This is a genomic window from Rhizobium sp. P2_G9, assembly GCF_056403475.1.
Window position 1 is genome coordinate 1 of the sequence record NZ_JBFUFK010000012.1, and the last position, 14,485, is coordinate 14,485.

14 protein-coding genes are annotated in these 14,485 nt (G+C 60.8%); 13 read left to right on the forward strand and 1 reads right to left on the reverse strand.

Going from position 1 to position 14,485, the window contains the following annotated elements:
• Positions 1–195: 195 nt before the first annotated feature.
• The 12 genes from tsf to AC1DYF_RS11765 all read left to right on the forward strand — a co-directional run bounded on the left by tsf (position 196) and on the right by AC1DYF_RS11765 (position 12,397).
• Positions 196–1,122 carry a translation elongation factor Ts gene (gene tsf, locus AC1DYF_RS11710; protein WP_477876906.1) on the forward strand — a complete coding sequence of 309 codons (927 nt, stop codon included), beginning with the start codon at positions 196–198 and terminating at the stop codon, positions 1,120–1,122.
• A 197-nt stretch (positions 1,123–1,319) separates the two neighbouring features.
• On the forward strand, positions 1,320–2,042 hold the full coding sequence (pyrH, locus tag AC1DYF_RS11715; protein ID WP_477876907.1) for a UMP kinase: 723 nt from the start codon (positions 1,320–1,322) through the stop codon (positions 2,040–2,042).
• Between the two features lie 42 nt (positions 2,043–2,084).
• On the forward strand, positions 2,085–2,651 hold the full coding sequence (gene frr / locus AC1DYF_RS11720; protein WP_477876908.1) for a ribosome recycling factor: 567 nt from the start codon (positions 2,085–2,087) through the stop codon (positions 2,649–2,651).
• A 40-nt stretch (positions 2,652–2,691) separates the two neighbouring features.
• A complete protein-coding gene (locus tag AC1DYF_RS11725; protein ID WP_477876909.1) occupies positions 2,692–3,423 on the forward strand; it encodes an isoprenyl transferase in 732 nt (243 codons plus the stop codon).
• Entirely contained in the window at positions 3,423–4,265 is an 843-nt protein-coding gene (locus tag AC1DYF_RS11730; RefSeq protein WP_477876910.1) for a phosphatidate cytidylyltransferase, read from the forward strand. The genes AC1DYF_RS11725 and AC1DYF_RS11730 overlap by 1 nt, the downstream gene beginning before the upstream one ends.
• 38 nt (positions 4,266–4,303) lie before the next feature.
• A complete protein-coding gene (gene rseP / locus AC1DYF_RS11735; protein ID WP_477876911.1) occupies positions 4,304–5,431 on the forward strand; it encodes an RIP metalloprotease RseP in 1,128 nt (375 codons plus the stop codon).
• A gap of 195 nt (positions 5,432–5,626) precedes the next feature.
• The gene (bamA, locus tag AC1DYF_RS11740; RefSeq protein ID WP_477876912.1) at positions 5,627–7,954 is read left to right on the forward strand and encodes an outer membrane protein assembly factor BamA; all 2,328 of its coding nucleotides are present in this window, start codon (positions 5,627–5,629) and stop codon (positions 7,952–7,954) included.
• Between the two features lie 48 nt (positions 7,955–8,002).
• On the forward strand, positions 8,003–9,058 hold the full coding sequence (lpxD, locus tag AC1DYF_RS11745; protein ID WP_477876913.1) for a UDP-3-O-(3-hydroxymyristoyl)glucosamine N-acyltransferase: 1,056 nt from the start codon (positions 8,003–8,005) through the stop codon (positions 9,056–9,058).
• Positions 9,055–9,522, forward strand: coding sequence for a 3-hydroxyacyl-ACP dehydratase FabZ (gene fabZ / locus AC1DYF_RS11750; RefSeq protein WP_477876914.1), 468 nt, complete (start codon positions 9,055–9,057; stop codon positions 9,520–9,522). Before lpxD ends, fabZ begins: the two co-directional genes overlap by 4 nt.
• Positions 9,519–10,334, forward strand: coding sequence for an acyl-ACP--UDP-N-acetylglucosamine O-acyltransferase (gene lpxA, locus AC1DYF_RS11755; protein WP_477876915.1), 816 nt, complete (start codon positions 9,519–9,521; stop codon positions 10,332–10,334). Before fabZ ends, lpxA begins: the two co-directional genes overlap by 4 nt.
• Before the next feature lie 12 nt (positions 10,335–10,346).
• Positions 10,347–11,219 carry an LpxI family protein gene (locus tag AC1DYF_RS11760; protein WP_477876916.1) on the forward strand — a complete coding sequence of 291 codons (873 nt, stop codon included), beginning with the start codon at positions 10,347–10,349 and terminating at the stop codon, positions 11,217–11,219.
• On the forward strand, positions 11,216–12,397 hold the full coding sequence (locus AC1DYF_RS11765; RefSeq protein ID WP_477876917.1) for a lipid-A-disaccharide synthase: 1,182 nt from the start codon (positions 11,216–11,218) through the stop codon (positions 12,395–12,397). Before AC1DYF_RS11760 ends, AC1DYF_RS11765 begins: the two co-directional genes overlap by 4 nt.
• Before the next feature lie 19 nt (positions 12,398–12,416).
• On the opposite strand, the gene AC1DYF_RS11770 is transcribed toward AC1DYF_RS11765, so the two are convergent.
• On the reverse strand, positions 12,417–13,391 hold the full coding sequence (locus tag AC1DYF_RS11770) for an SDR family NAD(P)-dependent oxidoreductase (protein ID WP_477876918.1): 975 nt from the start codon (positions 13,389–13,391) through the stop codon (positions 12,417–12,419).
• 99 nt (positions 13,392–13,490) lie between these two features.
• Between AC1DYF_RS11770 and AC1DYF_RS11775 the strand changes: the two genes are divergently transcribed.
• The gene (locus tag AC1DYF_RS11775; protein WP_477876919.1) at positions 13,491–14,483 is read left to right on the forward strand and encodes an AraC family transcriptional regulator; all 993 of its coding nucleotides are present in this window, start codon (positions 13,491–13,493) and stop codon (positions 14,481–14,483) included.
• Positions 14,484–14,485 lie beyond the last annotated feature (2 nt).

Sequence of the window (14,485 nt, forward strand, 5' to 3'; positions counted from 1 at the left end):
GGCCATGACGCATTTCGCGACTATGGCCTTTGCCCTTCCCTTATCCGGCGCTTGCCGCATGGTGTTGATATCCAAAGGCCGCTTCCCAGCCTGTCACATGCCTGTCACGCGTTTGGCTAAACTCCGTCCGCATGCGCGAAGTCCGCGTCGTTCCACCCGAAATGAACCGCGCTTCGCCAAATAAAGAGGTTCAAAATGACTGCTATTACCGCTGACCTGGTCAAGACCCTGCGCGAAAAGTCCGGCGCCGGCATGATGGATTGCAAGAAGGCGCTGACTGAGACCGACGGCGACATCGAAGCAGCCATCGACTGGCTGCGCGCCAAGGGCATCGCCAAGGCCGACAAGAAGTCCGGCCGCACCGCTGCGGAAGGCCTGATCGGCGTCGTCAGCGCCGGCACCAAGGCCGTGGCTGTCGAAGTCAATTCCGAAACCGACTTCGTTGCCCGCAACGAAGCCTTCCAGGAACTCGTCCGCGGCGTTGCCAATGTCGCCATCGGCACCGACGGCACCGTCGAGGCGGTCGCCCAGGCGATCTACCCGGCCACCGGCAAGACCGTCGAGGACACGATCAAGGACGCTGTCGCCACGATCGGCGAGAATATGCAGCTGCGCCGCTCCGCCCTGCTGCATGTCGAGCATGGCCTTGTCGCCACCTATATCCACAATGCTGCCGGCGACGGCATCGGCAAGCTCGGCGTGCTCGTAGCCCTGAAGTCGCTGGGCGACAAGGAAGTGCTCTACTCGCTCGGCCGCCAGATCGCCATGCACATTGCCGCGACCAATCCGCTGGCCATCCGCCCGGAAGAAGTCGACCCGGCCGTCGCAGAACGTGAGCGCAACGTGTTCATCGAACAGTCCCGCGCCTCCGGCAAGCCGGACAACATCATCGAAAAGATGGTGGATGGCCGCATGCGCAAGTTCTTCGAGGAAGTGGCGCTGCTGTCGCAGGCTTTCGTCATCAATCCCGACATCACTGTCGGCCAGGCTGTCAAGGATGCCGAGGAGCTCGCCGGCGAGAAGATCGAAGTCACCGGCATGGTTCGCCTGCAGCTCGGCGAAGGCGTCGAGAAGGAACAGACCGATTTCGCCGCCGAAGTCGCGGCTGCGGTGAAGAAGTAACATTAGGTTCATCAAGAACCGTGCAAATAAGTCGGGCATCGCGTGACAACGCGATGCCCTTCGTGTATCCGGCTCGAAGAACTTCAAGACTCTCGCGTCTAAGCTCCAATCTCGCCGCAACTGGCAGCACTGAGATTGGCCACGCCCGCCTGAAGCATCGGGCGCGCGGCAACCAGGTCCGGCGAAACGGGGAAAACATGACATCAGAAGCGATCTACAAACGGGTTCTGCTCAAGGCATCCGGTGAAGCCCTCATGGGTTCGCAGGGCTTCGGCATCGATGTGACGGTGGCCGACCGCATTGCCGGCGATATCGCCGAAGCGCGGGCGCTCGGGGTGGAAGTCGGCGTCGTGGTCGGCGGCGGCAACATTTTCCGCGGCGTGGCGGTGGCGTCCAAGGGCGGAGACCGCGTGACCGGCGACCATATGGGCATGCTGGCGACCGTGATCAACGCGCTGGCGCTTGCCACCTCGCTGCGCAAGCTCGACATCGACACCGTCGTGCTCTCGGCCATCGCCATGCCAGAAATCTGCGAGAGCTTCTCGCAGCGGGCAACGCTCTATCATCTGTCGCTCGGCCGCGTGGTGATCTTCGCCGGCGGCACCGGCAATCCGTTCTTCACCACCGATTCGGCTGCCGCCCTGCGCGGCGCTGAAATGGGGGCAGAGGCGATCTTCAAGGCGACCCAGGTCGACGGCATCTATTCCGCCGATCCGAAGAAAGTGCCGGATGCGACCCGTTTCGATACGCTCACGCACACGGAAATGCTTGAAAAAGGCCTGGCTGTCATGGATGTTGCAGCCGTCGCTCTTGCGCGCGAAAATCACATCCCGATCATCGTCTTTTCGATCCATGAGAAGGGCGAATTCGCGAAGATCCTGACCGGCGGTGGCCGCAGGACGATCGTTAAAGACAACTAAAGAAGTGTGCCGGCGGTCGGGCGCCGGCCAGGGAGACAGAAAATGGCTACGAATTCCAATATCGATCTCAAAGAGCTGAAGCGCCGCATGGAAGGCGGCGTCGCCGCGTTCAAGGCTGACATCGCCTCGCTGAGAACCGGCCGTGCCTCCGCCAATGTCCTTGATCCGGTGCAGGTCGAGGCCTACGGCTCGCGTGTGCCGCTCAACCAGGTGGCCAATATCACCGTGCCCGAGCCGCGTATGCTGGCCGTCAATGTCTGGGACCGCTCGATGGTCAAGGCGGTAGAAACGGCGATCCGTGAGTCCAATCTCGGTCTCAACCCGATCATCGAAGGTCAGAACATGCGCATCCCGCTGCCGGAGCTCAACGAAGAGCGCCGCAAGTCGCTGGTGAAGGTCGCGCATGACTATGCCGAAAAGGCCAAGATCGCGGTGCGAAATGTTCGTCGCGACGGCATGGACGGCTTTAAAAAAGCCGAAAAGGACGGCGATATGAGCCAGGATGACAGCCGTTCCAATTCCGAAAAAGTGCAGAAGATGACGGACGAGACGATTTCAGAGATCGATCGCTTGCTTCACGATAAGGAAAAGGAAATCATGCAGGTTTAATGTCGGGGATCGTTCCTCGATCAGGAGGCAGAAGCTACAGATGGATGCAAATCTGACCGCGAAGGTCCCTGCTCATGTCGCCATCATCATGGATGGCAATGGCCGCTGGGCCAAACAACGCGGCCTGCCGCGCACCATGGGCCACCGCAAGGGCGTGGAAGCTGTCCGCGAGGCGGTGAGGGTCGCAGGTGACGTCGGTATTTCCTATCTGACGCTTTTCGCCTTCTCTTCGGAGAATTGGACCCGGCCGGAGACGGAGGTCAACGACCTCATGGGTCTGTTGAAAGCCTTCRTCCGCCGCGACCTCGCCGAATTGCATGCGCAAAACGTCCGCATCCGCGTGATCGGTTCGCGCGACAATCTCAGGGGCGATATCCTGCCGCTTCTCCTGGAAGCGGAGGAAACCACCCGCGACAATACCGGGCTGACGCTCGTCATCGCCTTCAATTACGGTTCGCGCGACGAGATCGCACGCGCCGCCCGGAAGCTTGCATTGAAGGTGCAGAGCGGCGCGATGCGGCCCGAGCAAATCGATGCGGTGGCGCTCGATCGCGAGCTCGACACCTATGGCATGCCCGATCCCGACCTCTTGATCCGGACCTCCGGCGAGGAACGGCTTTCCAATTTCCTGCTCTGGCAGTCGGCTTATACCGAACTTCTGTTCGTGCCGGAATTCTGGCCGGATTTCAGCCGCGAGACCTTCTATGCTGCAATCGCCAAATATTCTGGGCGCGAACGGCGATTCGGCGGTCTCGCCGCCGCGGTGTCATAATGAGCCCAGAGCTCAGGCTACGCATCATTTCCGGCATCGTGCTCGCTGTCGTGGTGCTTGCCGCGACCTGGATCGGCGGCATGGTGTTCAGCCTGCTGGCGGCGCTGATTTCCATCCTGATCTTCTATGAATGGGTGACGATCACCGGCCAGTCGCGCAGAAGCCGGCTCACTGCTTTCGGCTTTGCCGGGGTCGTCGTGGTTGCCGTCGAATATATCTTTCACGGCGCCGGAAGCGGCTACATATCGAGCCTGGTCTTGCTCATTGGCTTTACAGTTGTTGCGATCATCATTGCCGCGATCCGGCGGCGCGGCTACTGGCTGGCCGGCGGCCTGTWCTATTCTGGTCTTTCCGGCCTGTCGCTGGCGGCATTGCGCGGAACGACGGGCGGCGGTCTGATCACAATTCTCTTTCTGTTCGGGATTGTCTGGTCGACCGATATTCTGGCCTATTTCGTCGGCCGTGCCATTGGCGGGCCAAAGCTGGCGCCCCCCATTTCGCCGGGAAAGACCTGGTCCGGCGCGATCGGTGGCGCGGTGGCGGGTGTCGCGGGCGGGTTGTTGGTGATCTTTTTGGCGCATCAGCCGGTCAGTCTGGGGCTTGCCGCCATCTGCCTTCTGCTGTCGGTCGCCTCGCAGATTGGCGATCTCTTCGAATCCTGGATCAAGCGACGCTTTCGCGTCAAGGATTCGAGTCGCCTGATTCCCGGCCATGGCGGTGTGATGGACCGGGTTGACGGACTTGTTTTTGCCTGCTTTGTGGCATTTCTAGGCGGGTTGGCCCTGGCTGTCGCAAGCGGCAGCCTGGTGAAGGACGCCGGCAGCCTGGTGATCGGTCAATGATCTCCAGGCGTCGGACAGGGGAATAAAGGGTTGGGATGATGAGCGGTTTGGCTGAAAACCCGTTGGTGCTGATGATACCGGCGTTTGTCCTGGTCATCTCGATCATCGTCGTCATTCACGAGATGGGCCACTACCTGGTCGGCCGCTGGTGCGGCATCAAGATCATGGCCTTCTCGCTCGGATTCGGCCCAGAGCTTGTCGGCTTTACCGATCGCCGTGGAACGCGCTGGAAGGTCTCGGCCGTGCCGCTTGGCGGCTATGTGCGATTCTATGGCGATGAGGATGCATCGAGCCGGCCCGATTTCGATGCGGTCGAGGAACTGCCGCCGGAGGAGCGCGCCAAGACTTTTCTCGGCGCAGCACTGTGGAAACGGGCGGCCACGGTCGCCGCTGGGCCGATCGCCAATTTCGTCCTGTCGATCTTCATCCTGTCGCTGATCTTCATGACTGTCGGCCGCTATATCGTCGATCCGGTGGTCACTGGAGTCGAGCAGAACTCGCCGGCCGCGGTCGCCGGTATACAGAAGGGCGATTATATCCTCGCTGCCGACGGCCGGTCGATCGACACCTTCGATGACCTGGTCCGCTATGTCACGGCACGCCCTGATATCCCGATCGTGCTGACCGTCAAACGCATGGACAAGGATGTCAGCCTGCGTGTCGTGCCGAAAGTGATGGCGCGCAAGGATCCCTTTGGCAACAAGATCGACGTGCCAACGATCGGAGTCGAGGGAGGCGCGGCTGACGGTAGCCGGCATCTGATTCGGTATTCGCCTTTGGAAGCGGTCGCCCAGGCGACCATGGAGACGTGGAATATTGTCACAGGGACCTTCGATTATATCGGCAATCTGCTTACCGCGCGGCTGAAACCGGACCAGATCGGCGGTCCGATCCGCGTCGCCCAAGTTTCGGGACAGGTTGCCACGCTTGGATTTGTCCCGCTGATGAGCTTGGCAGCGTTCCTGTCGGTATCGATCGGGTTACTTAATCTGATGCCGATACCGGTACTTGATGGCGGCCATTTATTGTTTTATGCGATCGAGGCGCTGAGGGGACGGCCCCTCGGAGAAATGGCGCAGGGTGTTGCATTCAAGGTGGGGCTTGCGCTTGTGTTGTGTCTGATGGTTTTTGCAACCTGGAACGATATAGCCGCTTCGCTCGGGTAAGGGGAAGTTTCGGATAAGCAAGGGAAAATTTACCTTGTTTCGATGCTAAAGTGGCCGATAGGCCACGCATTGAAACGAAGTAAATAGAATTTAACCAACTCACTTGCTTGTAAGGAAAAAGCAGGTAAAACGGCAAAAGTGGCCCTCTGCGGCCGCATGCCGGTAGCCGTGTAACGGAAAAGGTAAGACGTTAAAATGAATGGTAGTTCTAGATTTCGGAACGCGGTATCGATCCTGGCGATTACGGCCAGCGTCTTGACTTCTGCTGGAACCATGGTGCTGGTGACGCCGACCATTTCTGAGGCTGCGGTCATCCGCAATATCGAGGTGAAGGGCGCCCAGCGCGTCGGCGCTGACACGGTCCGCGCCAACCTGACGATCACGCCTGGCAAGAATTTCTCGGCCGCCGATATCGATATGTCGATCAAGCGGCTCTATGCGACGGGCTTCTTCTCCGACGTGCGCATCAATGTCTCCGGCAGCACGCTGGTGGTCACCGTCAACGAGAACATGCTGATCAATCAGGTGGTCTTCAACGGCAACCGCAAGATCAAGGACGACAAGCTCGTCACTTTGGTGAAGACTCAGCCGCTTGGCCCATACAGCGAGGCCATCGTCGAGGCTGATATTCAGTCCATTCGTCGCGCCTATGCCGCGATCGGCCGCTCCGACGTGCAGATCACCACGCAGACCGCGCCGGTCGGCAATGGCCGCGTCAACCTCGCTTTCGTCATCAATGAGGGCGATCGCACCAAGATCGAAGACATCAACTTCACCGGCAATACGCACTATAGCGGCTTCCGGTTGCGCGCCGTGATCGCGACGAAGCAGACCGGTTGGTTCTCGTTCATCACCCGCACGGACATTTATGACGCGGACAAGCTGCGTGCCGACGAAGAGGCGCTGCGCCAGTTCTACTATAACCACGGCTATCCGGATTTCCGCGTCATCTCGTCCAATGCACAGCTTGATCCGTCGACCAACAAGTACACGATCAATTTTGTCGTCGACGAAGGCGAGCGTTACAAGTTCGGGCCGGTTCAGGTCGAGAGCACGGTCGAAGGTGTCAATGCCGACGATCTGAAGAGCCTTGCGGACAGCCAGGAAGGCAGCACCTATCGTGCACGCGACGTCCAGGATTCTCTGGATGCGATTTCGAAGCGTGTTGCCGCGGCGGGCTATCCGTTTGCACGCGTCACGCCGCGCGGCAACCGCGACATGGCCAACAAGACGATCGCCGTCGATTATCTCGTCGACCAGGGCGAGCGCGGCTATGTCGAGCGTATCGAAATTCGCGGCAATACGTCGACGCGCGATTACGTCATCCGTCGCGAATTCGATATCAGCGAAGGTGATGCGTTCAATCAACAGGAGCTCGCAGAGGCCAAGCGCCGGCTTGAGCGTCTGGGTTATTTCAGCTCGGTCAATATCACCACCCAGCCGGGCAGCGCGCCGGACCGCGTCGTCGTCATCGTCGATGTCGCCGATCAGTCGACCGGCAATTTCGGTATTGGCGCCGGTTATGCGACCGGCGGCGAAGGCTTCATCGTCGAAGCTTCGATCGAAGAAAAGAACTTCCTCGGCCGCGGTCAGTATATTCGCGTGTCGGCAAGCGGCGGTGCGCTGACGCGCAACTATACGCTCTCGTTCACCGAGCCGTATTTCCTCGGTTACCGGCTCGCGGCGGGCTTCGATATCTTCAGGTCGGAAAGCCAGATTTACGACAACTACGACTATCAGGACAATGGTTTCTCGCTGCGCGTCACGGCGCCGATCAACAACGATCTGACGACCACGTTCCGCTACAACTATAAATCGATGGATTATACCTCGGACAACATACGTGCTCTGTCCGAACCCTATCGTCATTTGGTGCACCGGAGCCCGTGGGTCACCTCGTCGGTTTCCAACTCCTTGAACTACAATACGCTGGACACGCAGACGCTGCCGCATGAAGGTATCGTCGCCTCGCTGACCAACGAAATCGCCGGCCTTGGTGGAGATTCGCGTTTCTACAAAGTCAGCGGCAAGGTGCGCGGTTATTACACGATGTCGGATGATTGGGACATGGTCGGATCGCTGTCAGGTTCGGCCGGCTACGTGACCGCGCTCAATGGCGGCCAGTTGCATGTCTTCGACCAGTTCAGCCTGGACTCCAACGATATCCGTGGCTTTGCCGATACCGGTATCGGTCCGCGCATGATTCGCAACCAGGACCCGCTTGGCGGCACGACCTACTTTGTGGCTTCGGCCGAAGTGACGTTCCCGCTGCCGGGTGTTTCGGTGGATTCCGGCTTCCGCGGCGGCTTGTTCATGGATGCCGGCACGCTTTATGGCAACGATGTAAAGGTCAAGGGCAAGGATCCGCAGGGTGTGGATATGAACCTGCGCGCTTCGGCCGGTGCGAGCTTGATCTGGGCGTCGCCGTTCGGCCCGCTGCGTGTCGACTATGCCATTCCCTTCATGAAGCAGGACTTCGACATTCAGCAGCGTCTGAAGTTCGGCATCTCGACCTCGTTCTAACAATTCGGTCCAGGGCGGCTTTAGAGGCGCGCTCTGGAATGGTATGTGATGACCCATTCGGAGTTCTTTCCGCCTCATGGGGGCATGCGGCTTGATGATTTTGCCCATGCCCTCGATCTGCGCTTGATGAATCCGGATGCGGCCAGCAGGCAGGTCAGAGCCGTCGCTCCCGTTTATCGCGCCAAGGACGGCGATATCTGCTATATCCTTTCCAAGCGCGGCCTCGGCGAGTTCGATACCTGCGAGGCTACGGCGGTGATCTGCGCCGAAGCACTGGCTGCGCGGATCCCGTCGCATGTGACCGTGCTCATTGGCGTCGATCCGCATACCGCCTTTGCCAAGGCTGGGGCGCTGCTGCATCCCGATGCCATGCAGCCAAAGCCGAATGTCAGCGGCGAGGGCGTTCATCCGAGCGCCTTTGTCGACCCGACGGCTGTGCTCGAGGAAAATGTCACGGTCGAACCGATGGCTGTCATCGGCGCTCATGCCAGGATCGGTTCGGGAACTAGGATCGGGGCTGCGGCCGTGATCGGCCATGACGTCAAGATCGGCCGGAATTGTTCGATCGCTGCAGGTGCCAGCGTCATCTGCGCTTATCTTGGAAACGGCGTTATTATCCACAACGGTGCCCGCATCGGCCAGGACGGTTATGGCTATGCGCCGGGCCGTGCTGGCATGGAGAAGATCGTCCAGATCGGCCGGGTCATCATTCAGGACAATGTCGAGGTCGGCGCCAACACCACCATCGACCGCGGCACCATGGATGACACCGTCATCGGCGAAGGCACGAAGATCGACAATCAGGTGCAGATCGCGCACAACGTCCGGATTGGCAGGCATTGCGCCATTGTTTCCGGTGTCGGAATTGCCGGTAGCGCCATCATCGGCGATGGGGTACAGATCGGCGGCGCCTGCGCCATCAAGGGCCATATCACCATCGGCTCGGGCGTGCAGATCGCGGCGATGAGCGGCGTGATCACCGACATTCCGGCTGGACAGCAATACGGAGGCATTCCGGCGCGGCCGTACAAGAGTTTCATGCGCGACATCGCGGAGATCATGCAGAGATCGGATTACAAGGGTAAGGGGGAACGGACCAAATGAGCGAGGAAAACGGCAAAGTCCTCACCGCATTGGATATTACCGCAATCATGAAATTGTTGCCGCATCGCTATCCGTTTCTCATGATCGACAGGATCATCGAGATCAACGGCGATGATTCTGCGATTGGGATCAAGAACGTCACTTTCAACGAGCCGCAATTCACCGGCCACTTTCCGGATCAGCCGATCATGCCCGGCGTCTTGCTCGTCGAGGCCATGGCGCAGACAGCGGGCGCGATTTGCGCACTCAAACGCGGCGGCGGTTCCGATCTCGTCTATTTCATGACCATTGACAATGCCCGCTTCCGCAGGCCGGTCGTTCCCGGCGACCGCGTCGAATTCCATGTGACGAAGCAGAAGCAGCGCGGCAATATCTGGAAGTATCATTGCGACGCGAAGGTCGACGGACAGCTCGTCGCCGAGGCTGATGTCGGTGCCATGATGATGGCCAAGGGCAAAGAATGACCACTATATCTCAGTCGGCGCGTATTCATCCGCTGTCGATCGTCGAAGACGGCGCGGTGATCGGTGACAATGTGACGATCGGCCCTTTCTGTCATGTCGGCCCGAAAGTCGTGCTCGGCAATGATGTGGAGCTCGTGAGCCATGTCGTTGTCACCGGCCTGACGACGCTGGGCAACAGCAACAGGATTTTCCCGAATGCAGTGATCGGCGCCGATCCGCAAAGCGTCCATCACAGTGGTGAGGAAACGCGCCTTGTCATCGGCAGCAACAATACGATCCGTGAAGGTGTGACGATGAACACCGGCACGGTTGATGGCGGCGGCATCACGACCGTGGGCGACAACAACCTGTTTCTCGCCTATAGCCACGTCGCCCATGACTGCAAGCTCGGCAATCACATCATCCTCTCAAACAATGTCCTGCTTGCCGGCCATGTGACGGTCGAGGACAGGGCGATCTTCGGCGGCGGTTCGGCCGTGCATCAGTTCAGCCGCGTCGGCCGCCAGGCCTTCATCGGCGGCTTGACCGGCGTGGCCTATGACGTGATCCCCTACGGCATTCTGAACGGCAATCCGGGCGTGCTGAGCGGCCTGAACGTTGTCGGCATGAGCCGCGCCGGCATTTCGCGCGAGACGATTCACAAGGTCCGCAAGGCCTATAAGGAGATATTCGAGGGCGAGGAAGCCGTTCGTGTCGCCGCAGCCGCGATCCGAGAAAAATATCTCGATTGCAAGGAAGTGCTTGAAATCCTCGACTTCATCGCGGCTGACGCCGAGCGGGCGCTGTCGTCACCCAACCGGCCGAAACCCTGACCGGAGAACCTGATGGGCCAGCAGGTTGAACGCGGCCGGCTGGCGATCATCGCGGGCAGCGGCAAGCTGCCGCTTTATGTCGCCGAAGCGGCGCGCGACAGGGACGACAATCCTTTTATCTTCGTGCTCAAGGGCGAACCGGCAGTGGACTGGTCTGGTTTCGACCACATGAAGATCGGCATCGGCGAAATCTCGCATTTCAAGCAACAAGCAGACAGGCTTGGCGTCGACCGGATCATAATGTCCGGCGGCGTATCGCGTCGCCCGCCACTCCGCGAAATGCGGCTCGGCATCGGCAGCCTGTTCAGGATCCCGCGAATGATCCGGCTGCTTGCCGGCGGCGGCGACAATGCCGTGCTCACCGCGGTGATCGCGCTGCTCGAAAACGGCAAGCGCAAGGTGATCAGCGTCCAGGACGTGGCACCGTCGCTGCTCGCCGAAATCGGGCCCGTTGGAAAGATTGCGCCGTCCGATGCCGACGCCAGGGACATCGCTGCCGCCGTGAAAGCGGCGCGAATGATCGGCAGCCTCGACATAGGGCAGGGGGCCGTCGCCGTCGGGGGCAGGGTGGTGGCGCTCGAAGGGCCGGAAGGCACCGACGCCATGGTGGGGCGTGTCGCTGATCTCAAGGCGGCGGGACGCATTTCGGCCAGTCGCCGCGGGGTGCTGGTAAAACTCTGCAAGCTGCAACAGGATGTGCGTGTCGACCTGCCCTCAGCCGGTCTGGCGACCATCCGCAATGCCGAGGCTGCCGGACTGGCTGGCGTGGCGCTCGAGGCTGGGCGATCGCTGCTGCTCGACGCTCAGGAGGTGAGGGCCTTCGCGGATAGCCATGGCATGTTCGTCACTGGCATCGATCCGGCATCGATCGGCGGTGAGCCATGACTGGGCCGGCGCTGAAGGTTGCCGTGGTTGCCGGCGAATCCTCGGGCGACCTGCTGGGCGCCGACCTGATTGCAGCGCTTAAAGCCAGGACCGGGCGGGAAGTCGCGCTTGTTGGCGTCGGTGGGCCGGCGCTGGCCGAGCAGGGCTTGGTGTCGCTCTTCGATTTCGCAGAGATCAACATCATGGGCTTCGTCGCCGTGGTCAGGAACCTGCCGCGGCTTCTATCGCTCATCCGCAAGACAGCCGATGCGATCATCGCGGCGCGGCCCGACATGCTGCTGATCATCGACAGCCCCGACTTCACCCATCGCGTCGCGAAGAAGGTCCGGGAAACGCTGCCGGACCTGCTTGTGGTCGATTATGTCTGTCCGAGCGTCTGGGCCTGGAAGGAATATCGCGCGCCGCGCATGCGCGGCTATGTCGACCATGTGCTGGCCGTGCTGCCCTTCGAGCCCGAGGCCATGGTGCGGCTTGGTGGACCGCCAACCACCTATATCGGCCACCGCTTGCGCGCGCTGCCGTCACTGCTGGCGGCGCGGACAACGCTGATCGAGCGTCGCAAGGCGTTGCCTGCAGAAAAGAACATCCTGCTATTGCCTGGCTCGCGCAACCACGAGGTCAAGCGTCTGCTGCCGCTGTTCGGCGAAACGGTGCGGATCATGCGGGAGAGGGGCGATCGCTTCCGGCTTCTGCTCGCGACCGTGCCGCACCAGGAACGCAATGTCCGCGATATCACCGCCGATTGGTCCGAAAAGCCGGAGATTTTCGTCGGCGAAGCCGCGAAGTGGCAGGTGTTCGAGCAGGCAGACGCTGCGCTCGCGGCATCCGGCACCGTGCTGCTCGAACTGGCGCTCACCGGCATCCCGACGATCTCCACCTACAAGACCGATGTGCTCATCCGCATGGTCCTGAACCGAATCAAGGCGTGGAGCGGCGCGCTGCCGAACCTGATCGCAGACTATCCGGTCGTGCCGGAATATTTCGACGAGTTCATCCGCCCGACGGCGCTGGCTCGCTGGATGGAGCGCCTGAGCACGGATACGCCGGAACGCGCCGCCATGCTCTCCGGCTTCGACACGATCTTCGAGCGCATGTCGACGATCGAACCGCCGGGCCTGCATGGCGCCGGCATTGTCCTCGATCTTCTCGCGAACAGAAAGCCAGTGCCGTCGCAATGACGGCGCCGGCCAGCGAACTCTAGTCGAAGCGCGCACCAGTCATCTGCTCGCTCAACGTCCATAGCCGATCGGCTGCGACCGGATCAATGGCCCAGGGCCGGACGCGGAGCAAGTCGGTGGAGTCGGCCGGGTGGGCGGCGGAGATATCGCAATTCTCGCAATAGACGCCACCCCTGCCTTCGAGCATCGGGTTCGTCGCGCACCAGACGCTGGTCGCAGCGCCCTGTTCGATCGTCTTCATGTTGCGCTCAGGATCGATGATGAAATTGCCTTCTTCATCGACATAGCCCGACGCCTTGATCGCCTCGGGCGGCAGATGCCGCGCCAGGTTTGTGGCAAGAATACCGCCCGGATGCAGCGAAAAGGCGCTGACATCATAGGGCAGGCCGATGCTGGCAAGTTTCAGCGCAAACAAGGCATTGGCGGTCTTCGACTGGCCGTAGGAGACGCGTGGATCATAGGCGCGGCGCTCGAAATTCGGATCGTCGAAATCGACCGGCGAGAAGACATGGCCGCGTGATGAAACGGCAATGACGCGCGCCTTGTATGCCTTCTTCAACGCCGGCCAAAGCCGCGCCGTCAGCTGGAAATGGCCGAGATGATTGGTCGAAAACTGCGATTCATAGCCGCGAGCGTCGCGCGTCAATGGGTTCATCATCACGGCGGCGTTGTTGAGCAGGATATGCAGCGGTCGGCCCGACGCGAGGAAGCGGGCGGCAAACGCATCAATCGACAATGGGTCCATCAGGTCGAGCGTTTCGAGCTTGATCGCAGGGAAGGGGGCTAAAGCCGCCCTAGCCTTCTGCTGGTCGCGCGCCGGTACGATCACTTCGGCGCCTGCCGCCAGGAAGACGCGGGCTGCTTCCAGTCCTATGCCGGAATAGCCGCCTGTGACGATCACCGTCTTGCCGGTCAGATCGATGCCACGGATCACTTCTTCTGCGGTCGAGGCGGCTCCGAAACCGGAACCGATAGGCGCCCGTGGTGTGGTCATGAATTGGTCTCCTTTCGTCCTGGGAGCCTGTTTACGCCTCCGCGTCGGGATTCTGAATGCTTGTAAATCCGAATTACTTGCGCCATCGTTCAGCTTATGATGTCCGATCCACTTTCCGACATGCTCACGCTTCTCGACGCGCGCTGCCTGATGTCCGGCGGTTTCTTCGCCGGGCAGAACTGGTCACTGCAATTTCCAAAGCCGAGCGCCATCAAATGCGGCGCGATCGTCAAGGGCAGCTGCTGGCTGCAGATTCACGGCCAGGCGGAGCCGGTCCGGCTTGAAGCGGGCGATGTCGTGCTGTTCGACGGCCGCCATCCGTTCCGTCTCGCGAGCGATCTTGCGCTTCCGCCTGCAGATGCTGTCACGCTATTCCGCAATCGTGTCGACCGGATCGCGCGGGTCGGCGAGGGCGAGGATTTCTTTTATCTCGGCGGCCATGTCGCGGTCGATGCAGATGCCAGCGATCTGCTGCTCGACATGTTGCCGGCCATGATCCACGTCCGCGCGGGCTCGATCGAAGCGGTGGCGCTACGCTGGATCCTCGACCAGCTCTATCGTGAAATGGTCGCCGACCAGCCGGGGTCGGTCGTGGCGTCGCGGCAGCTAGCGCAACTGATGTTCGTGCAGGTTCTCAGGACATATATCGAAGCGGCCGAGCTGCCGGTCGGTTGGTTGAGAGCCATCGGCGACAGGCAGATTGCGCCGGCGCTGAGAATGTTGCATGGCGATCCCGGCCGCAATTGGCAACTCGGCGAGCTCGCCAAGGCTGTCGGCATGTCGCGCACGACATTTGCGCTGCGCTTCAAGTCGGTCACCGGCGTGGCGCCGCTCAGCTATCTGATCGCCTGGAGGATGCGGCTTGCAGAACGCGCCTTGCGCGATGCGAGCCTGCCGGTCTCGGCGTTGGCCTTCCAGCTCGGCTACACATCGGAAAGCGCGTTCAGCAACGCCTTCAAGCGCGTGGTCGGCGTGGCGCCGAACCGCTATCGGACGGCCCGGCGACAAAACGAGTCGACGACGGCTGAAATGGCAAGCGAACAGGTGATCGTCGCGCCAGCCAAATATGGACCGCTGCCAATGGCGTCCTGACG